Source organism: Catenulispora pinisilvae (assembly GCF_015356865.1).
Classification (GTDB): domain Bacteria; phylum Actinomycetota; class Actinomycetes; order Streptomycetales; family Catenulisporaceae; genus Catenulispora; species Catenulispora pinisilvae.
Window position 1 is genome coordinate 1 of the sequence record NZ_JAAFZA010000091.1, and the last position, 20,015, is coordinate 20,015.

The following is a 20,015-nucleotide window of genomic DNA, read 5'->3' on the forward strand; positions in this document are numbered from 1 at the left end:
GGCCGGCCGGCCGGCTGAGGGCGGTGCGCTCGCCGGGCCAGCCGCCTATGCCTGCCGCCGGGCCGTCAGCCGCACGTCACTGCCATTGACCCGCAGCTCTTCCGGCACCGCGCGCCCGAGCTGAAACACCCACGCGTGCAGCGCCGCACCCACCAACGCCGAATCCAAATCCCCCGCGACCTCCACCACGCCACGCCCGCGCAGTGTGACCACCGCCCCCTCCACCGCGACATACGCCCCCGGACACGCTTCGAGATCCGTCGTCCCGACCACTACCGTCGCCACAGCCGGTTGGCGCGGGTCCGGCCCGTGAACATGCGCCAGCAGCCGCGCGCCGCCCGGCACACTCTCCGATACCGGGTAGCGCTCGACCGCGACCCCGCCGTCGTCCGCGCTCGCCGTGAACCACCACGCGCTCGGCGTCGGATGCGCCGCACGCGGCAGCGGCACGGCGACCGGCGCCACGTCCTGCCGGATCCGCGGGATCCCCATCAGTTCGTATGCCACCTCTGCGATCCGCTCCAACGCCATCCCCTGATGCGCGAAGACCCGCTCCGCCAGCCCCGGTTCGCCCGCGCCGTCGGCGAGCTCGGCCACCTGGTCGCGCAGCGCACCGTCCGCGTCGAAGGATCTCCCCGCACGCCCCAATCCCGCGATCGGCGCCTCCGGATCCACCTCCTCCCACCCGAAGCACGCGAACGCCGTCGGCACCCCCAGCGCCGCTCCATAGAGCGTCACCGAACCGTGGTCGCCGATCAGCGCGTCGGCGGCGAGCAGGCCCGCGCGCCACTCGTCGTCCGAGTCCAACAACAGCAGCCCACGGTCCAGCGCGGGACGGAGCCAGCGGAACACCGTGTCGTCGCCGTGCACCGCGCGCACTCCCGGATGCAGCACCATCGCCACCCGCCACGCGTCCCACGGCAACGTCGCGGTCAGCCGCGCGGCGAGGTCGGTGTGCCGGCTGAACAGGGACAGCGGCCCCCACGTCGAACTCAGCACCAGCAACCGCGCCGAGCTGCCGACACCCAGCGCCGCCCGGTACCGCGAACGCCGATGCCGGCTGGCGACCAGCCGATCCCAGCACGGGTCGCCGACCACCCGCGCCGCCGCTCCCGACGCGGGTGACAGCGACGCCAAGCGCGCCGCGTCCTGCGCGTTCGCGAGCCCGATCGCGGCCGGAGCGCACTGCGTGACGCGTTCGGACGCGATCCCCTTGCCGTGCCCCGCGCCGTGTGGCAGTAGCAGGATCGGTGCCTTGATCTGGTCCAGCGGGCTGTTCTCGCTCGCCGCCAGCACTAACCGCCAGCGCCGGTCGTTGCCGGTGCCCAAGCCGCCGCCAGTCCCGGAACCACCACTGGCCGCCGAACTGAACGACAGCGGCCGGATCCCCCGCGCCTCCAACAGCGCCCGAGTCCCGCCGCCGAGCGCCGATCCCGGATCCAGCGCCCAGTGGATCGCGATCCGCGGGTCACCGGCGAAGACGTCCGCGACGTCCAGCAGCCGCCGAGCCGACGGCACCGTGCGCACCACCGCCAGCACCTCCGCCTCGGTCGGCACGGTCGCCCACCGACGCAGCTCCGCACTCCGTAATCCGGAAGTCGGAAGTCGGAAGTCGGAAAAATTGTCAAGCATACCGCTATGTCCGCTCCCTGTCATCGACCTTGGACCCGGCCGTCAGGGCGCGAAGACGTCCGAGATCCCGACCCCGCCGCGCGTTTCGGCACCGTACCGCTCGATCTCGCGCCGCAGGTCCAGCGGCAGGACGAACGAGCCCTCCGGCAGTTGGGCGTCGGCGACCCGGTCGGCGGGGACCAGCCACGACATCTCGAACTCCAGGCCGTCGGGGTCGTGCGCGTACAGGGCCTTGGTGGTGCCGTGGTCGCTGGCGCCGACCAGCGCGCCGTGCGCCTTCAGCTTCTCCTCGAAGCGCGCCAGTTCCGCCAGCGTGTCCACCTCCCAGGCCAGGTGGTACAGCCCAACCCGGGAGCGGCCGGCCTCGGAGGAGCCGGCGGCGGAGCCGATCGCGAACAGGCCCAGGTCGTGGTCGTTGGTGGAGCCCGGGGCGCGCAGGAAGGCGGCGTTGGGGAGTTCGGTCAGCGTTTCGAAGCCGAGCAGGTCGCGGTAGAAGGCCAGGCTGCGTTCGAGTTCCCGGACGTACAGCACGGCGTGGTTGAGGCGGGTGACAGGCATCGTTCGGCTGCTTTCTTCCGACAGGGGCGACCTCCATCGTCGCCGGACGCTCTACACTGCCGCAAGCGCGGATCAGGCGTACGGCCGCAAGGACTGGGACCACCTGGGGGAGTGCGTTGAGCGAGGCCGGATTGCCCGGGGTGGGGCTGAAGCTCGGAGCCGAGGTGCTGCGCGGCTCCGACGGCGTGTGGTACTCGGCCACCGGGGCCGACGGACGTCCGCTCGGCGTGCTGCGGTTCGAGCCCGCGCGGGTCGAGGCGGCCGGCGGCGTGGCGCGGCTGGTCGAACGGACGGTGGCGGCACGTGGCGGGCTGCTGCCCGGGACGCTGCCGGTGCTGGACCTGGTCCAGGACGCGGGCCGGATCTGGCTGATCACGCCGGTGGTGCCGCAGGCCGAGGCGGCGAAGCGGACCGTCGCCTTGCTGCTCGGGTCCGAGCCGGTGTCCGGGCCCGGCGACAGGCCGGTCAAGGGGCACGGGGTTCAGGAGCCGGTGAAGAAGGACCTGAAGGACGGGCTGCCCAGCCGGCTCTTCCGGACGTCGGTCGGCCTCGTGCTGGTCGGCGCGGTGGCCGGAGCGGCGGTGTTCGCCGGTATCAAGTTGCGGGACAAGAAGACCCCGACCCCGGTGCAGATCTCCAGCATCTCAGTGCACAACGACGCTCCCGTGCAGCCCTCAGGGATCTGCGACACCTCGGTCGACATGGTCGCGGAGTTCACGACGAACGGCGGGACCGGAGTCGTGCACTACGAGTGGGACATCCCGGCGAAGAACCACACCACCCAGGCCGTCGCGGGTGCGGAGACGGTGAGCGGTAAGTCGCCGAAGGTGCATCTGGCGTGGCAGTTGAAGCTCTCCGGCAGTGGCACCGTCACGGCCACCTTCCGCATCACCAACCCCGGCGTGCTCGCCTCCGGTGCCGAGACGGCGAGCGCCGGGGACCTGAAATATCAGTGTCCGTAGTCAGTGTCCGTAGCCCGTACTCGTATCAGGCTTCGAGCAGTGCCTGTCCCAGATAGCCGTTGGCAGCCGCGGCCGGGACCATCGCGAACAACGCGCTGGTCTCGTGTGTGGTGAAGCGGTTCAAGGCGTCCATGCTGCGCGTCAGATGCTGTTGCACCGGGATGAAGCCGTGGTTCGGATCGGCCTGCCACGCCAGGAACAGCAGCCCGGCGTCCGGCCGGCCGTCGGGCTTGAGCCCGTCGTCGTAGCTGAGACCGCGGCGCAGAATGGTGGCGCCGCCGTTCGACGCCGCGGCGGCGAGGCGGATGTGGGCGTCGCCGCGGATGGCCAGGGAGCCGTCCGGGTTCTGCCCGGAGAGGTCGACCGGGGTGTGCTCGGTGCCGCCGGACAGCGGGGCGCCGGTGTCCTTGTGGCGTCCGATGACGCGTTCCTGCTCGGCGGTGGTCTGCGTGTCCCAGGAGTCCAGCAGCATCCTGATACGCCGGAAGACCAGGTACGAGCCGCCGCGCATCCACGCGGTCGGCGCGTCGGCGGCGACGTGGATCCTGCCCTGGAAGCCGGGCTGCGCGGGGGTGGGGTTGTTGGTCCCGTCGAGCTGGCCCATGAGATTGCGGCTGGTGGAGGTGGCGTCGGGCGAGGAACCGGGCGCGCGGCTGAAGCCGGACATGACCCAGCGCGGCGTGGCCGTCCCGGCGGCGGCGCGGGTCAGGGTGCGCAGCGCGTGGAAGACGACCAGCGCGTCGTCGGCGGCGATCACCACGCCGAGGTCGCCGTCGCTGCGCGCGGCGTCGAGCTGTTCGGTGCCGAACGCGGGCAGCGGCGCCAATTCCGGCGGGCGCGCATCGGGATTGACGCCTGCCTTGCCGAACAGGGAAGGACCGAAGCCGACGGTGATGGTGAGCGAGCAGGGGCCGCTGCCCAGCGCGGTGGTGTCGGTGGCTTCAGCGCCGCCGGACGGGAGGCGGCCCGCGGTGAGGTCGGCGATGGCGGCGGTCCACGCCTTCATCAGAGCTTTGAGTTGACCGGCGCCGGCGTCGGCGACGAGGTCGAACGCGACGACGGTGCCGTGACCCTGCTGACGCGCGGGGACGGAGATGCCGGCCTGGTGCGGAAATGGGGTCGCGACAGCCGTGGTGCCGAGGCCGGTGACCAGATCGGCGGCCGGAGTCGAGGCGTGGTCGTCGAAGAGAAGGGCGGAGGCCGCGGCTCCGACCGCGACGCCGCCGAGGCCGGTGGCGCCGGTGGCCAGGAAGGAGCGGCGGCTGGGGAATGGGCGTTTCACAGAACTCTCACCCACTTGCGCACATTGATGTTGAGGACGACCGTGGTCTGGTCGATGTCGGTAGTGCGGACCGTGATCAGCACCTGCCAGGTCCCGGCCATCGGCAGCACCGCGCCGGGCGCCGTGTAGTGGCCCGGTCCGGCGGATTGCAGCTTCAGCGGGATCGGGCCGAGCTGCTGTGTCGGCAACGCCAGCGCGGCATCTACCTCGGGCACCGATTCCGGCGTGCCGTTCTTGTCCAGGACGTCGACGGTGAGCTGGTCCTGGCCGACGCGCGCCGGTTGCAGCGCGACGTTCACCGTGCCGGTCCCGTTGGCGGATCCGGTGTCGAACGGCACCGATGCCCGCGCAGGTCCCGCGTTCGGCGCGCCCGCGCCCTCCGAAGCCGGCTGCGACTCCACCAATAGCGCGGTGACCGCCAGCACCACGATCGCCAGTCCGAACTCGGCGGCGACCGAGCGTCGCAGCCGTGCCAGGTCCGGGGAGGTCGCGGCCAGGATCCGCCGCGCGAGGTAGCCCAGCGCCAACAGGACCAGGAAGGCGCCGGACTTGATGATCAGCATCCGGCCGTAGTCGGTGTCGAACAGCGCGTCCCAGTGCCGCACCTCGCGCCAGCCCTGGTAGACGCCGGTCGCGGCGAGGACGCAGACCGCTGCGAAGGCGGTGGTCGAGAAGCGGCGGACGAGGGTCAGGCGCGCGGCGTCGGTGATACCGGAGGCCTGCGCTTGGGCAGGTTGTTCTTCCTCATCCGGTGCCGGTTCCTGTGCCGGTTCCTGTGCCGGTTCCTGCACCGGCTCCTGCCCCCGCGGACCGAGCACCGAGGCGGCGAGCGCGGCCAGCCCGCCGACCCAGGTCGCCATCGCCAGCAGGTGCAGCATGTCCGCCGGGAGTGCCAGCGCGACCTGTGATCCGGTGCCGGAGTGGTCGGCGACGGACCAGGTCGCCGCCAGGCCGACGGCGATCGCCGCCCCGATGCCGCCCGCCACTCGCCGGGTCCGGACCGAGACGTCGGCCAGCCGGGTCGCGATCCACGACACCATGACGCCCGCCGCGCCGAGCAGCATCAGCCGCCAGGCCAGGGCCTTGCCGAGCCGGGTTTGCAATGTGGCGCGCAGCACGTCGGTGTCGAAGGCGCGGCCGATGCCGTAGCCGCCGCCGTAAGGGCCCTGCAACAACAGAGCCGCGATCGTCCCCAGCAACAGCGCGAACCAGCCGGCCCCGATCAGCGTGCGCAGCCGCCGGTCGTGCGCCAGCTTCGGCGCGAACGCGATGAGCAGCAGCGCGCCGCCGGCCAGGGCCGCGAAGCCGAGATAGGCGAGCCAACGGGCGACGCCGTAGACGACGCCGACGGTGCGGGAACCGGTCGGAGCGGCCTCGGCACCGCCGGAGTTCGGCGTGGAGGTGGTGCCGATCGAGAAGGTCCACGCGCCGCGCACCGGATGGGAATCCGCTGATATGACGCGCCAGGACGCGACGTAGGTGCCGTTCTTCAGGCCCGGCTTCAGCGCGACGCTCGCGGTCTGCGGCTTGCCGCCGAGGTGGTCGGCCGAACCGACCTCGACCTGTGAACCGTCGGGGGCGAAGACGCGCAGCGCACCGAGTTGGAGCGACACGGCTTCGTCGTAGGTGACGGTCACGCGGGTCGGGGCGGTCGGCAGGAGGGTGCCGTCGGCCGGGTCGGTGGAGACCACGGTGGCGTGCGCGGAGGCGGCGGGCGCGGCAGCCAGGCCCCATAGGCAGAGGACCGCTGTCAGGACCGCGATGAGGTGACGCCGCATGTTGCGTATACCGCCGCCCCTTCGCACCGCGCGGCTCGTCTGTGCCGCGCGGCCGCTGCCCCGCCCCGCGCCGCCGGTCGCCGATAAGCCGCCCCTCATTGACCTGAGGATTGGCCCGGGGCCGGATCGGCGATCCCGATCACCGGCACCGTCACCGTGATCGGCGCCGACGCGGCGAAGGTGAACGTCAGCCGGACCTTCGTCCCCGGCGTGAGCGGCCCCGGATCGTCGATCATCAGGTGGCTGCCGCCGGGGGAGAAGTCCAGGGTGCCGTGCGCCGGGACCGAGGCCGAGGCGAGCGCGACCATCTTCGGCCCGACCGTCTCGTGCAGCGAGGCCTGGCCGGTCGAGGACGCGACCTTGGTGAGGGTGTCGGCGGTGCCGCCGTCGTTGGCGATGGTGAAGTAGGCCGCCGCCTCGTCGGGGTTGGCCGGCTCGCGGACGTAGGCGTCGTTGATCTTCAGCTGCGCGGCGCCGGCGCTGGCGCTGCCGCCGGACCACACCAGCAGGGCCGCGCCGGCGGCCAGGACCGCCACCGGGGCGGCCAGCGCGCCGACCTTGAGCGGGAGGTTCACGTCAGCAGCGCGATGTCGTGGGCGATGTCGCTCGGGGAGGTGTCGGACAGCCACACCACGTGCGCCAAGCCGTCCGCGCCGAACGCGTTGACCTGGGTGCCGTGGTCCACCTCGATCGAGCCGTCGGGGTTCTTCACCGGCGGCTGCACCGGGGTGGCGGCGAGCTTGGCGGTGTTGTCGACCTGGGCGACGGTGCCGGTCAGGCCGATGAAGGAGGGGTTGAACTTGCCCAGCCAGGCCTTCATCACCGAGGGGGTGTCCCGGTCCGGGTCGGTGGTGACGAACAGGACCTGGACCTCGGCGCGCTTGGCGGCCGGGGTCAGGCGCAGGGCCGCGGCCAGGTCGGCCATGGTGGTCGGGCACTCGTCGGGGCAGTGCGTGTAGCCGAAGTAGATCAGCGTCAGCTTGCCGGCGGCGTTCGCCTTGATGTCGTAGGGCTTGCCGTTGAAGTCGGTGAGCGTCACCGGCGGGATCGGGGTGGGGATCCCCAGCTCGGTGCCCTTGTACTTGGACTGCTGCGTGGAGACCTGGCCGGAGGCCTGCGCGACCTCCTGGGAGGGGCTGGCGCAGGCGGTGGCGAGCACGGCCAGCGTCCCGATGGCGGCGGCCATCGGGACGAGGCGTGCGATCCGGGTGGACCGCGGGTTCATGATTCTTCTTCTCTCCGGGTCGTCGGGTTATCGGTCTTGGGGTGAGGGGGACGCGGGGGACGCGGCGGTGTTCTTGCGCCGCAGGGCCACGATCGCGGTACCGAAGCCCAGGGCACCGACGATGAGACCGACGATGCCGAGGCTGCGGGCCGCGGTGTCGCTGCCGGCGGGCTTGGCGCTGTTGTCCGCGGCGAGGCTCACCGAGGGGGAGGTGGTCGGGGCGGCGGCGCCGGTGTTGCCACCCGTGCCGCCGGTCCCGCCGGTGCTGGCACCTGTACTGCCTGTACTGCCGGTGCTGCCGCCGGTGTTGGCGGCGGCCGCGGCCGGGGTCAGGTGCAGCACCGGCGCCGGGTGGTCCGGCTCGGGCTGGCCGGGCTGCTGGAGGTCGATCCAGCGCACCACGGTGCCGTCCGAGTAGGTCTGCAACGCCTTGAACACGATCTTGTCGGTGTCGGCCGGCAGCGGGCCGAGTGAGACGTCGAACTCCTGGAACTGGCCCGGGTCGATCTTGCCGCCGGTCCAGACGATCTTGCTGACCGCCTGGCTGAGCTCGCCGTCGTGGGTCTTGATCGGAGTGGCCAGCCGGCTGCTGGTGGTGGTCGCGGTCCAGCCCGGGACCGGCCGGATCGAGACCGAGGCGATCGGGTGGTCGACCGGGATGTCGACCTCGATGCTGGTGGTCGAGGCGTTCGCCTCCTCGTTCGGGACGCGGAAGGAGACCTTGGTGTAGCCGCCCTGCGGCTCGGTGTTGGGGTTCACGGTGACGTGCGCCTGCGCGGCCGAGGCGGCGGCGATCAGCGAGACGGCCGCGGTGCCGAGCAGGACGGTGGTCCGGCGGGTGCCGGAGGTGAGCTTTGTGGACATGCGCTTTCCGGGGATGAGAGCCACGCGCTCTAGGCGGCGTGGCGGATCGATGACGGTCGTGAGCCGCATCGGGTGAAGCGCGCGGTGAAGTCGCGGCCGTCGAAGGACGGCGCCACGGGTCGGACGCGGGTCAGGCGAATGCGGCGGCGGTCATCGGCGGCCCGCGCCGGGCCAGATCGAAGCGCAGGAGCCGCCCGGGCCCCAGCCGGGCCGGGGCGGTGGTGACCGGCGCGCCGGCGGCCAGGCGCGGCGGCGTCCACGGCACCCCCGCCGCGACCAGCAGGACCAGCGGCGCGACCAGGGCCAGCCCGAGCGTCCGGGCCAGCGACCAGACCGCGGCCTCGCCGCGCCGCAGCCACCACGCGGCGACCAGGGCGGCGACGAGGTGCGCGGCCCACATGCCGACGGTCATCGAGTGCTGCGACGGGGTGGCGCCGGCCACGTTGTGCACGGCCTGGGTGACGCCGGGCGGCTCACTGTGGCCGCACCAGAACCGGCCGCGGGCCGGCATCGCCATCGGCATGCTCATCGACCCGCTGCCCCGCTGCGCGGCCGCGAACAACTCATGCAGCCCGACCTGGACCGCCGCCATCAGCGCCAGGATCACCGGCAATCCGCGCTCCCGCCGGGTGAACGGCTGCACCACGGCGAACGTGGCACCGCCCCCGACCAGCAACGCCCAGACCGGGATCCCGCCGACCGAGAACGCGTCGTGCCCCACCGCGCCGACCAGTACACAGAGCGCGGCGAAGACCACGGCGCGGCCCGCGCGCAGGGTCGGCGCCGGCGTCTGGGCGACGCTCGCGGTGGCGGTCTGGATGGTCGGCATGGCATCAGACATGCTGCCAGGCGGGATCTTCGGGACCGGCGGCGGGGTGGGCGCGGGGTGTCTGTGCTGGTTGGGCACCGCACTGGTGACTCTCTGTGGCAAGGTGCTGCGAAGCAGCCCTTGCTAAGCCGCGGCCGCTAACCCGTCCCTGCTAACCCGCCGCTCGCGAAGCAGTCGCCCGCTAAGCCGCCAGCATCCGATCCAACCGCCCCAACGCCTGCCGCGTGGCGACCGCGATCCCCGGGGCCGAGGCCCGGAACATCGCCGCGACCGGCAGCACCGCGTCCACCGCCATCGTCCACGCCACGCGGGTGCCGGCCGGGGTCTCCAGCACCGACCACTCCTCGGCCATGGCGCGGATGCCGGGGACGTTGGTGCGCTCCATGCGGTACGCGTACCGGTCCGGCGAGTCCCAGGCCAGGACCCGCTCGTGGAAGGCCACGCCGCCGACCAGCTTGACCCGGCGCCGGGTCCCGACGCCGAACGGCTCCGGCCCGCCGTACTCGGCCGTGGCGACCACGCCGTACCAGCGCGGGAGGGCCGCCACGTCGTGCGCTATGGCGTCGAAGACCGCTTTCGGGGCGGCCTGCAACGTGTGGGCGAAGGACAGGCGGACAGGGGCCTCGTTCAGGAAATCGAGGTCTACCAGTCGGGTGGCGTACATGCGTTCAGCCTATGCGGCTGACAAGCAGAGCCCTGTCGTCGCCCGCGTAGGCGTCGCCGGGCAGGCTCATCAGCTGCCGGCAGACGGACTCCGGGTGCTCGGCGCAGCACAGCTCGGCCGCGGCGCGCAGCCGCTCCATGCCGTCCCCGATGTCGTCGCCCGGCTTCTCGATCAGGCCGTCGGTGTACAGCACCAGCGTGTCGGAGGGCACCAGGGTGAACTGCGCCACCGGCCGGTGCTCGGATTCGCGGACCCCCAGCGGCAGCCCTTTGGCCTGGTCCAGCCACTGCGTGCGGTAGCTGCCCGCGCGCTTCACGACCAGCAGCGGCGGCGGGTGGCCGGCGCCGCTGTAGCGGACCAGGCCGGTGGTCCGGTCCAGGATCAGGACGCAGGCGGTCGCCGTGGTGTCGTTCGGCAGGTAGGCCGTGACGAAGCGGTCCAGGCGGCGCAGGATCTCCGCGGGGTCGTCGGTGTCCAGGGCGTAGGCCCGCAGCGCGTTGCGCAGCTGGGCCATCACCACCGCCTCGCCGAAGCCGTGGCCCGCGACGTCGCCGATCACCCAGGTGACGGTGCCCGGGACCGGTTCGAAGACGTCGTACCAGTCGCCGCCGACGTTGTGGTGCCGGGCCGCCGGGACGTACTCCGCGGCGGTGACCAGGCCCTTGACCTCTAGTACCGACGGCAGCAGCGAGCGCTGGAGCCGTTCGACGATGCGCGCGTCGTCGTCCTTGGGGACGCGGGGACGCCCGGGGTCGGGGGCCTGCGCCCTGGTTTCCTGCCCGTGCACGTCACCTCCATCGCGGGGCCGTGGGCCCCGGTGATCCGGAGCCCAGTTCATTGTGCGCAGATGTTCGTTGTGTATACAGACCTGGGGGTCGGCGTGCCGTCAGCGGACGCCGAGCGACGGCAAGGCGGCGTCGAGATGGACGCCGTCCGTCGCACTCAGAGTATTCCCTCAGTGACGCTCTACGTAGTAGGAGCCGTGGTTTTCATGCTGAAAAGCAACCCGATTCTTACCGCTCTCACAGGCGTGGGAAGCTGGGTGCGATGAAGTACCGCTTCCTGTTCCGCCCCGCCTGGCTGGCGGCGATCACGGCCCTGGCAGTGCTCACCGTGGCCTTCGTCGGGCTGGGGATGTGGCAGTGGTCCCGGGCCCACCGCACGCACAAGCTGAGCCCGAAGGCCGCGGCCGCCTACGTGACCCCGGCCCCGCTGGCGACCCTGCTCAGCGACGGTGCGCCGGCCACCGACGACGCCCTGGGCCACGCCGTGTCCGTCTCCGGGGTCTTCGACGGCGGCCACCAGCTGCTGGTGCCGGACCGCCGGTTCCCGGACGGCCGGATCGGCTACCTCGTGATCGCGCCGCTGAAGCTGTCCGACGGCAGCGTGGTGGTGATCAGCCGGGGCTGGAGCGCGCAGCCGGTCACGCCGCCCGCGGTCCCGAGCGGCCAGGTCACGGTCACCGGCTGGCTGTCCGCCGCCGAACCGGCCGACGGCGCGCCGGCCGACGCCGTCGACGCCGCGGCCAAGGACCCGGCGCACCTGATCGCCTCGGTGGACGTCGCCTCGCTGGTGAACATCTGGCCGTACAGCGACATGGACCAGGCCTACATCAACGCGCTGACCGTCGCGCCGGCCGGCCCGGGCGGCGCCGAGCTCGCCGTGCTCCCGGCACCCGCGCCGCCGCACACCTCGTCGTGGTACATCCTCAACGTCGGTTACACGTTGCAGTGGTGGCTGTTCGGCGTCGTCGGCCTGTGGTGGTTCGTGACCTACGTCCGCCGGCTCGCGAACCCGGCCGACCCCGAAGAAGACGACGAAGATGAGGACGTCGAAGCGGCCGAGGACGAAGCCGACCGGGACGAAGCGGACGAGGACGACGGCGAGGAGGCCGAAGACCTCACTCAGCCGCAGCCGGCTCCGGCTGCTCCGGCTCCGTAGCCGGCGCGCCGACCGCGACCTTGGCGCGTGCCGTCGTCTTCGCGGTCTTCGCCGCCGCCTTGGCCTTCTTCTTCGCGGCCCGCTCCTGCGACTCGGCCAGCAGCTTCTGGGTGTCCCGCACCACGATGCGCTCGTAGTAGAACGCCAGGAACGGCACCACGCCGACCAGCAGGATCAAGATGGTGCGGATCGGCTTGTACCGGGCCCGCAGGCACAGGTCCAGAGCCACGATCAGGTACACCATGTAGCCGTAGCCGTGGATCATGGCGACCGGCTTCTCGAGGGTCTTGTTGTGCGCCCACAGCTGTAGCGGGATGACCACGAAGGTGAGCAGTAGCAGCATGGTGCCGGTGAACAGCGCCATCGCGCGGTAGCGCTTGATGGCACCGGAGGTCAACGTCGTCATTCGGAGGACCTGTCCAATTTTCGGCCTTGTCTTTTCGGCCTAGTCTTTTTCGGCCTGCCTCTTATCGGGCACAGTTTCGGCCTTCGGTTGTCCCGTGGAGCCTACTCGCCGTACTTCGGCCCTCCCGAAGGCGGTCGCCAATGCGGCCCCGAGTGCGGCGGCACCGGCGGCCGCGGCCAGGACCGGCCGGTACGCCCCGCTCGACGAAGGCAGCGCGACCAGCGCCGTCGCCCCGGCGATCACCGCGACCAGCAGGAGCAGGAACGCCGGGGAGGCGGTCCGGCGCAGCACGCCCGGCGGCACCGTGATGACGTCGGTCAGCACCAGGTAGCCGGCCAGCAACAGCGCGTCGACCCCGGCCGCCCAGGCCGGCGGCTTCTCGCAGGCGACCAGCATCACGAACCCGCCGGTCAGCAGGGTGTTGCGATGCGCTATCGCCACGTGGTTCACCCGCACCGCGGCCAGCACCGGGCGGCCGACGTAGGGCTGGGCCAGCGCGGCGAACACCAGCACGCAGAAGCCCAGCAGGAGGATCTGGTCCGGGGGCGGCGGCCAGGACCACATCGGCAGCCGGGTGCCCATCACCGCCATCAGCACGCCGTAGCCGGCCCAGAACAGCGGGCTGGTGAGCAGTGCCTCGCGGCCGGAGCCGGTGGTCTCGGCGCTCATCGTGTCCTCCCGGCCAGGGGCGCGTGCTGCAACGGCGCCAGCGCCAGGTCCAGGGGTTCGATGCCGTCCCAGGACACCACCGGCACCCCCAACTCGCCGAGTACGAACCGCACCGCCTGCCGGTCCAGCCGCCACAGCCGCAGCGCCAGCGCGTCCAGGTGGTCCGGCTTGGCGCCGGTGGTCGGGGCCGGCTCGTGCGCCAGCACGTCGATCACCACCAGCGGGTGGCCGCGGTCGGCGAGCTCGCTGATCGCCTCCACCACGCTGTGGTCCAGCAGGGGGCTGAACAGATAGACCACGGCGCCCGTCGGCAGCACCCGGGTCGGCAGCCGGCTGAGCAGGCCCGGCTCGAAGGTGAAGTCCTTGCGCAGGTCCATGACGGTCTGCGCGATCCGGTACAGGTGCGCGTTGCCCGAGCCCGGCGCCAGCCACTGCACCCGGCCCGACAACGTCACCAGGCCGATCCGGTCGTGGTTCTTGAGATAGGCCTGGGCCAGCCCGGCGGCACCGCGGACCGCGGTGTCCAGGGTCGAGCGCGGGTACAGGTTGGCCGGATCCGGTGGCTGCGGCAGGTCCGACAGCGCGTCCACGACTATCACCGCCTCCGCGGCGCGTTCGGCCTCGAAGGTGTTGACCTGGAGTTCGCGCCGCCGGGTGGTGGCCGACCAGTTGATCCGGCGCTGGCGGTCGCCGAACACGTACGGCCGCACCTGGATGAACTCCACGCCTTCGCCCGGGATGCGCGCGGAGTGTTCGCCGAAGCGGTCCGGGAAGCGCATCGGCGCCAGCGTGGCGTCGTCTTGGGCCGGGACCGGGAAGACCTCGACCTCGCCGAGTTCGGCGTGCAGCGAGGTCAGGCGCAGGCCGGCGGTGTCGTAGACGTCGATCGCCACCGCGCCCAGCGACCAGCGGCCCCAGCGCGGGACCAGCAGCCGCACCGTGATGACCCCGTCGATCAGCTCCAGGGATTCCAGCTCCAGCCCCGAGGGCGTGGGGACCTCGCCGAACTCGGGGTCGTCGCGGATGCGCGGCGGCAGGTACTCCTGGCGGGTCCAGCCCGCGGAGCTGTCGGCGGCCAGCCGGATGGCGGCGGTCAGCGTCTCGCCCTCGAAGCAGCGCCGCTCGGGGACGTCGACCTGGGCGCGGATCCGGCTGGGGTGGACGCCTTCGTGCGCGGTGAGCATCAGCAGCGGCACCGCGGCCAGCGGCACGCACCACCACGCGCCGAACAGCACCGCCGGGACCACCGCGCAGATCGCGGCGGTCAGCAGGCGGGCGGCGCGCTGGGAGGGGCGCCAGACGGTCGGGGCGGGCTTCGCCGTCTTGGCCGCCGGGCCCGGCTTGGGTCGGGCCGGGGCCGAGAGCGAGGAGAGCGAGGAGATGGCCGGCTTCGGCGCGCCGGAGCTTGGAGCCGTGCCGGCCGACCGCGACCCCGGATTCGGCCCTGACGCCGCTCCCGCCCCGGACTCCGGCTTCGGCTCGGTCATCGGTGCGCGCCGGCCGGCTTCTGCGCCGGGCCCGGGTTCGGCCGCGCCGGACTCGGCGCGGCACCCGCGCCGCCCCCGGCACCGACGGTCGCGCCGCCGGCCGCGTCCTGCTGACGCGGCAGCGTCCGCGGCGTGGCCGTCGCGGTCAGCAGCGAGGCCACCACCTCGTCCGCCGACACCCGCCGCACCCACAGCTCGGGCCGCAGCGTGATCCGGTGCGCCAGCGCCGGGACCGCGACCGCCTTCACGTCCTCGGGGATCACGTAGTCGCGGCCCGACAGCACCGCCCGCGCCCGGGCCAGCTGCACCAGCGCCAGACCGCCGCGCGGGCTGGCCCCGACCTGCACCTGGGTGGCCGCGCGGGTGGCGTTGACCAGCGCCACCACGTAGTCCACGACGTCCGCCGAGACCTCCACCGACTCCAGCGAGGTGCGCATCGCCAGCAGCTGCTCGGCGTCGACGATCTGCGCCAGCTCCACCCGCTCGGCCTTGCGGTCCAGCCGGCGCAGCAGCATCGCGGCCTCATCCGACGGCGGCAGGTAGCCCATCCGGACCCGCAGCAGGAACCGGTCCAGCTGGGCCTCTGGCAGCGCGTAGGTGCCCTCGTACTCGATCGGGTTGTCGGTGGCCAGCACCACGAAGGCCGGGTCCAGCTGGTGTGACTTGCCGTCCACCGACACCTGGCCCTCGCCCATCGCCTCCAGCAGCGCCGCCTGGGTCTTCGGCGGGGTGCGGTTGATCTCGTCGGCCAGCAGCAGCTGGGTGAACACCGGGCCCGGCCGGAACACCATGTCGCCGCCGCGCTGATCGTAGAACGGAGCGCCGGTGACGTCCGAGGGCAACAGGTCCGGCGTGAACTGGATGCGGGTGAAGTCCAGGCCCAGGGCGGTGGCGAAGGACCGGGCCATCAGGGTCTTGCCGAGCCCGGGAAGGTCCTCGATCAGCACGTGCCCGCCGGCCAGCACGCCGAGCAGGACCAGCTCCAGGGCGGCCCGCTTGCCGACGACGGCCTTCTCCACCTCGTCCAGCACGGCGAGCGCCTTGCGGCAGGTCTGCTCCGGGGTCAGCTGGTCGGACATCGCGTCTCCTCTTATCTGTGCCTCCGCGAGGGCCCCCTCGGCCCCCGGGATGCCGGCGGCGGTATCAGGGTCCGCGCCTCCGGTCTGGTCTGACAGCCCGTTCACATCCGCTCCAGCCGTTCGATCAGCTCGGCGACGGCGCGGATCGGGACCTCGGGCGGGCGCGCGCCGGGCTGCCCGGCCTGGGCCGCCGCGATCGCGCCGGCCTTCGGGTCCACCAACGGCCACAGGTCGGCGCCGATCAGCACAGCCGCCGCCTGCGGGTCCCGGTACAGGTTCACGCCGTGCCGCTCGGCCAGCCGGGCGGCTGCCAGCCGGGTCAGCTCCCGGCGCAGCCCGCGCTCGTAGCCGCCGCGCTCGCGGGTGTTGCGGAGCATGGAGCCGTACCAGGCCACACCTATGTAGTGGCGTTCCAGTACGCGCTCGCGCACGTCGCCGTTCATCCCCAGCGTGCGGCCGGACACGGTGTACCAGGCGGCCAGCGCGATCGTCCCGACGCAGGCGGCGAGCGCCGGGCCCAGCCATTTCACGCCCAGGACGAGCCAGGTCATGCCGGCGACCACGACGGTCATCGCGGTCAGCGCCACGCCGATGGCGACCCACCGGCTGTACTCGATCCGGGCTTGCTCGGTGCGCGGGTCCGCGGGCTTGTTCGGGGCGGTGCCCTGGCGTCGTTCCTGGGTGCGCTGCTCAGAGCTCTGGTGGTCGGCGACCCGGTTCAGTCCGCTCATCGGGCCCTCCCGGCGGACTGTGCCGCGCCTGCGCCGGCTTGAGCGCTGCCCTCAGCGGCGGCGTCCTGATTGCCTGCCTTCTCGCCGGCCCGAGCCGCTGCCAAGGCCGCGGCCCGCGCGGCCATGCTGGCCCGCAGATGCTCGGAGACCGTCCGCAACGCCTCGCGCGCCTCGTCCCGCTGGGTCTCGTCGATCGGGTGGCGGGAGAACCGGGCCTCGTGGAACAGCTCGGTGAGCCGGCCGGCCGGTGCCTCGGGGATCAGCCGCGCGGCGGTGACCCGGCGCAGGAACTCGTCGGGGGTGTCGGTGGCCCGCCGGCCGGCGCCGCCGGCGCTGACCGCCAGCTCCATCGCCGAGTAGCAGGCGATGACCGCCTCGCGGGCGTCGCCCTCGTACTCCAGCGCTTCAGCGCCGGCCTCGACCGCCTCGGCGAGCTGTTCGAGGTCCGCGTCCAGCGGCGTGAAGTCGATCAGGTGCAGCGGCTGCCGGTTGAGCCGGATCCGGGACAGCAGCTTGATCAGGGCGTAGACGAGCAGCACCACGATCGTCGCCACGATCAGCGACAGCACGGTCAGGACGATGATGTCGGCCCAGTCCAGGCCGCGGTGGGGCTTGCCATGTCGGCCGTCCATGGTCATCGGCGGCGGGGGGTTCATGGAGCCGCCCGTCCCGTCGGCGACCGGCGGCGGAATCGGGTTCCCGGGCGGCCGTCCGAAGAACAGCAGCCCGATCGGGGTCAGCACGGCGGCGGCGTACAGCAGCACGGCGGTCGCGGTGCCGGCCCGGTGCAGGACGCCGTACCCGTCGTCCCGGTGCCTGGCGAACCGGGCGGCGATGACGATCAACGCGACGGCCGCGAGCATGGCCGCGATCGGCCGGCCGGCCATCCACGGGCCGTTCCCGAGCCCGGCGTCCAGCCCGTCGTCCCGGCGTCCGGCCACCGCCATCGCCGCGACGGCGATGACGACCACCGCGGCCGGCAGCCGGCGTCTGGGGTTCCCGGTCATGCGACGCCGGAGCTCTGCTCCGCCGCGCGCCGGGCGCGGATCTTCGCGGCCTGCCGGGCCAGCGCGTGCTCCAGACCGCGGTCCAGGTGCCCGCCGACCTGCCGGACCTCCTCGATCTCGACGGTCGCGATGTCGCGCACCTCGGACGGGATCTGCTTCAGGTTGGCCGGCAGGGCCCGGACGGCCTCCCACAGCGAGATGTCGTCCATGTCCTGGGCCAGCTCGGTGTGCTTGCGCATCAGGGTGACCAGCTGGTGCCGGCGCAGGTGCGCCAGGCTGTCCGCGGCCTTCAGCGCGATCGCCCAGATCAGCAGATTGAGCACCGGCACCGCGATCAGCCAGGTGGCGTAGTGGATGTTGTCGGCGGTCAACCAGGACGGCCGGTGGTGCATCTTCGCCGCCGAGTGCTTGACCTGCTGCTCCATCCAGGCCGGGAAGCCCATGACGGTGGCGGTGCCCAGCGAGGTCAGGGCGAACGGGATGCCTATGTAGGCGCCCCAGCGCGGCCAGGTGGTCGTGGCCTGCAACCGGTGGCGCAGCCGCATGAACGGGCACGGGAACAGCACCGAGGCCAGATTGCCGGCCGCGATCGGGGCCAGCGGCAGCTCGGCGATGATCGGCCAGTTGTGCTTGACCCAGTGGTGGTCCTTGGTCAGCACGATCACCAGGGCCGCGACCCCGAAGGCGAATCCGGCCTCGAAGATGTAGAGCACCTGGTTGCGCACCCGCAGCATCCGCGCCGGGTCGCCGCCGCCGGTCAGTACCCTGATCGCCCACTCCGGCTCGGCGGCCAGCTGGTTGGTCAGCGAGGCGTCGGCGGCCGCGGTCAGCACGATGGTGACGATCAGGGTGAGCGGATCGCGCACCCGGCCGCTGAACGGGTCCCAGTACAGGAAGGCGCCGGTGGCCAGTCCCAGGCCCATCGAGGCGAACATCCCGAACAGCCAGTCCGGCCACACCCGCAGCACCCGGAACAGCTCCCGGGGGAGCGTCACCTTCGGTGCCGGTACCGGCGCGGATCCGGCAAGGGCCGTCGTGACGGCCTCGGTCATGGTGTGGCTCCCCCCTGTGCGCTCCGTCAGGCTACTTGTCGGCTACGCCACGGCCGAGGATAACCCGTTTGGAGGAATCACGTCGGGTGTGATCTCGCCTGCGCGCGGTAACCCGGCTGGCAGATCATGACAAAGCGGTGTGGTCCGGATGTTGCCAAGCTGATCAGAGAAACCCCCCATTCCCGGGTACTCCGGTCCACCGCAGGAGGATGTATGGTCACGGTCCGCGATGTGATGACCGAGGCGCCCAAGTCGGTGCTGGAATCGGACAACCTGGTGCACGTGGCCCGGGTGATGCGGGACGAGGACGTCGGCTGCGTCCCGGTGGTCGACGGCGCCGGCAAGCTGATGGGCATGCTTACGGATCGTGACCTGGTGGTCGAGGCGGTGGCCTCGAACGACGACCCGACCATCCGGCAGGCCGGGGAGCTGATGCGCGGCGGCATCCACACCGCCGACGCCGATGCCTCGGTGACCAACGCGGTGGAGACCATGGGCCGCAACCGGATCCGGCGGCTGCCGGTGGTCTCGGCCGGCAAGCTGGTCGGCGTGGTCGGGATCGCGGATTTGGCCAAGAATTTGCCGACCGCGGCGGTCGGCGAGCTGATGGCCCTGATCTCGAAGTCGGGCCACAAGGACAAGCTGCCGTAAAGAGGTCAGCTCGTTGACAGCCCTGACGCCGGGCCGGTGGTCTCCCTGACCGCCGGCCCGGCGTTTGTGCTGTTGTCGCGCTACCCGGTCGCGCTGCTTGTTCGCGCTACTTGCCCAGACCCACGGACGTCAGCCAGGCCTTGGCCACGTCCGAGGTGTCCTTCTTCTCGGTGACGACCTGCTCCAGCAGCGAGGTCAGCGTGGTGGTGTCCAGCTTCGCCGACACCGCGTTCAGCGCGTCGACCCCGGCCTGCGGCAGGTTCTTCTTGTCCACCAGCGGGATCACGTTCTGCACGCCGAACAGGCCCTTGTCGTCGTTCAGCACCACGAAGCCGTTGGTCTTGATGGCCGGGGTGGTGCTGTAGAGGTCGACGACCTGCGCGTCGCCGTGCTGGAGCGCCGAGATGGTCTGCGGGCCGGAGTTGTCCAGCGCCTTGAAGTCCTTGAAGGACAGCCCGTAGACGCTCTGTAGGCCCAGCAGGCCCTGCTGCCGCGTCTTGAACTCCGGCGCCGAGCCGATGACCAGGTCCTTGGCGTAGGGCGCGAGGTCGGAGATGTTCTTCAGGTTGTCCTTCGTGGCCAGTGCCTGGGTGACGACCAGGGAGTCGTTGTCCTGGGCGGCGGCCGGCTGAAGGATCTCCAGGGTGCTCGGCAGCTTCGCGGTCACGGCCGCGTCCACGCCGGCCAGCGAGGTCTCGGTCGAGGTCTTGTCCAGGTAGGCCAGCAGCGCGCCGTTGTACTCCGGGACCACCGTGATGGCGTCCGACTTCAACTGCTGGAACAGCACGTCGCGCTGCCCCACGTTGGGTTTGCGGTCCACCGAGATGCCCTTGGCTTCCAGTGCCTGCGCGTAGATCTCCATCAGCAGCACGTTCTCCGGGAACGCGGCCGAGGCCACGACCACCTTCGAGCCGCTCTTGGAACTCGACGAGCACGCGCTCAGCGCACCGGTGGCGGCCAGGGCGAGGGCCAGGGCCGCGCCCACTACGCGGGTTTTCGAACCAGCCTTACGAATTTGCATGTTAAATCCCCTCCAGACACATAGACATACCGAACCTAGCAACCCCTGCCGACATGGGCAGCCTTCCCGCAACGCGGTTTCGAGACCTTTTCGAGACCGGATGGCGTCGCGACCGGCACGGTCTGGATCAAGATGCTGTGGCGGGGCCTTCGGCCATCCGCGCTACGCGGTGTGGGG

At 72.0% G+C, this 20,015-nt stretch carries 21 protein-coding genes; 3 read left to right on the top strand and 18 right to left on the bottom strand.

Translation table 11 applies throughout. The features are described 5' to 3' along the window. Window positions 1-45: 45 nt before the first annotated feature. Together IZR01_RS23950 and IZR01_RS23955 are read right to left on the bottom strand one after the other, a co-directional pair. Entirely contained in the window at window positions 46-1,557 is a 1,512-nt protein-coding gene (locus tag IZR01_RS23950) for a hypothetical protein (protein ID WP_194925166.1), read from the bottom strand. Between the two features lie 117 nt (window positions 1,558-1,674). Then, window positions 1,675-2,190: a VOC family protein gene (locus tag IZR01_RS23955; protein ID WP_194897965.1), complete on the bottom strand. Its 516-nt coding sequence runs from the start codon at window positions 2,188-2,190 to the stop codon at window positions 1,675-1,677. Window positions 2,191-2,306: 116 nt separating this feature from the next. Here IZR01_RS23955 and IZR01_RS23960 point away from each other — a divergent pair, with 116 nt between their 5' ends. Further along, window positions 2,307-3,152: a hypothetical protein gene (locus IZR01_RS23960; protein ID WP_194925167.1), complete on the top strand. Its 846-nt coding sequence runs from the start codon at window positions 2,307-2,309 to the stop codon at window positions 3,150-3,152. Window positions 3,153-3,177: 25 nt separating this feature from the next. Here IZR01_RS23960 and IZR01_RS23965 read toward each other — a convergent pair whose 3' ends face one another. From IZR01_RS23965 to IZR01_RS24000, 8 genes are all read right to left on the bottom strand, one after another. After that, window positions 3,178-4,434 carry a Dyp-type peroxidase gene (locus tag IZR01_RS23965; protein WP_323747080.1) on the bottom strand — a complete coding sequence of 419 codons (1,257 nt, stop codon included), beginning with the start codon at window positions 4,432-4,434 and terminating at the stop codon, window positions 3,178-3,180. Then, window positions 4,431-6,212 (bottom strand): copper resistance CopC/CopD family protein, encoded by a 1,782-nt coding sequence (locus IZR01_RS23970; protein WP_194925169.1) that lies wholly within the window; start codon window positions 6,210-6,212, stop codon window positions 4,431-4,433. Before IZR01_RS23970 ends, IZR01_RS23965 begins: the two co-directional genes overlap by 4 nt. Window positions 6,213-6,307: 95 nt before the next feature. Further along, the gene (locus IZR01_RS23975; protein ID WP_194925170.1) at window positions 6,308-6,787 is read right to left on the bottom strand and encodes a copper chaperone PCu(A)C; all 480 of its coding nucleotides are present in this window, start codon (window positions 6,785-6,787) and stop codon (window positions 6,308-6,310) included. Next, entirely contained in the window at window positions 6,784-7,437 is a 654-nt protein-coding gene (locus IZR01_RS23980; RefSeq protein ID WP_194925171.1) for an SCO family protein, read from the bottom strand. Before IZR01_RS23980 ends, IZR01_RS23975 begins: the two co-directional genes overlap by 4 nt. 27 nt (window positions 7,438-7,464) lie before the next feature. After that, window positions 7,465-8,301, bottom strand: a complete 837-nt coding sequence (locus IZR01_RS23985) for a YcnI family copper-binding membrane protein (protein ID WP_194925172.1) — start codon at window positions 8,299-8,301, stop codon at window positions 7,465-7,467. 130 nt (window positions 8,302-8,431) lie between these two features. After that, complete coding sequence (locus IZR01_RS23990) at window positions 8,432-9,142, bottom strand: hypothetical protein (protein ID WP_194925173.1); 711 nt, start codon at window positions 9,140-9,142, stop codon at window positions 8,432-8,434. 169 nt (window positions 9,143-9,311) lie between these two features. After that, a complete protein-coding gene (locus IZR01_RS23995) occupies window positions 9,312-9,794 on the bottom strand; it encodes an SRPBCC family protein (protein ID WP_194897957.1) in 483 nt (160 codons plus the stop codon). A gap of 4 nt (window positions 9,795-9,798) precedes the next feature. Beyond that, entirely contained in the window at window positions 9,799-10,581 is a 783-nt protein-coding gene (locus IZR01_RS24000) for a PP2C family protein-serine/threonine phosphatase (protein ID WP_194897956.1), read from the bottom strand. A 260-nt stretch (window positions 10,582-10,841) separates the two neighbouring features. On the opposite strand from IZR01_RS24000, the gene IZR01_RS24005 reads away from it, so the two are divergent. Then, complete coding sequence (locus IZR01_RS24005) at window positions 10,842-11,735, top strand: SURF1 family protein (protein WP_194925174.1); 894 nt, start codon at window positions 10,842-10,844, stop codon at window positions 11,733-11,735. Here the strand turns inward: IZR01_RS24005 and IZR01_RS24010 are convergent. The 7 genes from IZR01_RS24010 to IZR01_RS24040 all read right to left on the bottom strand — a co-directional run bounded on the left by IZR01_RS24010 (window position 11,695) and on the right by IZR01_RS24040 (window position 18,166). Further along, complete coding sequence (locus IZR01_RS24010; RefSeq protein WP_194925175.1) at window positions 11,695-12,141, bottom strand: DUF3817 domain-containing protein; 447 nt, start codon at window positions 12,139-12,141, stop codon at window positions 11,695-11,697. The genes IZR01_RS24005 and IZR01_RS24010 overlap by 41 nt on opposite strands. Before the next feature lie 39 nt (window positions 12,142-12,180). Next, on the bottom strand, window positions 12,181-12,810 hold the full coding sequence (locus IZR01_RS24015) for a hypothetical protein (RefSeq protein WP_194925176.1): 630 nt from the start codon (window positions 12,808-12,810) through the stop codon (window positions 12,181-12,183). Beyond that, window positions 12,807-14,297: a DUF58 domain-containing protein gene (locus IZR01_RS24020; protein ID WP_194925177.1), complete on the bottom strand. Its 1,491-nt coding sequence runs from the start codon at window positions 14,295-14,297 to the stop codon at window positions 12,807-12,809. The genes IZR01_RS24015 and IZR01_RS24020 overlap by 4 nt, the downstream gene beginning before the upstream one ends. Beyond that, the gene (locus IZR01_RS24025; protein WP_228560100.1) at window positions 14,294-15,376 is read right to left on the bottom strand and encodes an AAA family ATPase; all 1,083 of its coding nucleotides are present in this window, start codon (window positions 15,374-15,376) and stop codon (window positions 14,294-14,296) included. Before IZR01_RS24025 ends, IZR01_RS24020 begins: the two co-directional genes overlap by 4 nt. A gap of 101 nt (window positions 15,377-15,477) precedes the next feature. Beyond that, entirely contained in the window at window positions 15,478-16,107 is a 630-nt protein-coding gene (locus tag IZR01_RS24030; protein ID WP_194925179.1) for a hypothetical protein, read from the bottom strand. Then, window positions 16,104-17,114 carry a DUF4129 domain-containing protein gene (locus IZR01_RS24035; protein WP_194925180.1) on the bottom strand — a complete coding sequence of 337 codons (1,011 nt, stop codon included), beginning with the start codon at window positions 17,112-17,114 and terminating at the stop codon, window positions 16,104-16,106. Before IZR01_RS24035 ends, IZR01_RS24030 begins: the two co-directional genes overlap by 4 nt. Continuing rightward, window positions 17,111-18,166, bottom strand: a complete 1,056-nt coding sequence (locus tag IZR01_RS24040; protein WP_194899272.1) for a hypothetical protein — start codon at window positions 18,164-18,166, stop codon at window positions 17,111-17,113. Before IZR01_RS24040 ends, IZR01_RS24035 begins: the two co-directional genes overlap by 4 nt. Before the next feature lie 213 nt (window positions 18,167-18,379). On the opposite strand from IZR01_RS24040, the gene IZR01_RS24045 reads away from it, so the two are divergent. After that, window positions 18,380-18,817 carry a CBS domain-containing protein gene (locus IZR01_RS24045; RefSeq protein ID WP_194899271.1) on the top strand — a complete coding sequence of 146 codons (438 nt, stop codon included), beginning with the start codon at window positions 18,380-18,382 and terminating at the stop codon, window positions 18,815-18,817. A gap of 106 nt (window positions 18,818-18,923) precedes the next feature. Here IZR01_RS24045 and IZR01_RS24050 read toward each other — a convergent pair whose 3' ends face one another. Then, complete coding sequence (locus IZR01_RS24050) at window positions 18,924-19,838, bottom strand: ABC transporter substrate-binding protein (RefSeq protein ID WP_194899270.1); 915 nt, start codon at window positions 19,836-19,838, stop codon at window positions 18,924-18,926. Window positions 19,839-20,015: the final 177 nt, after the last annotated feature.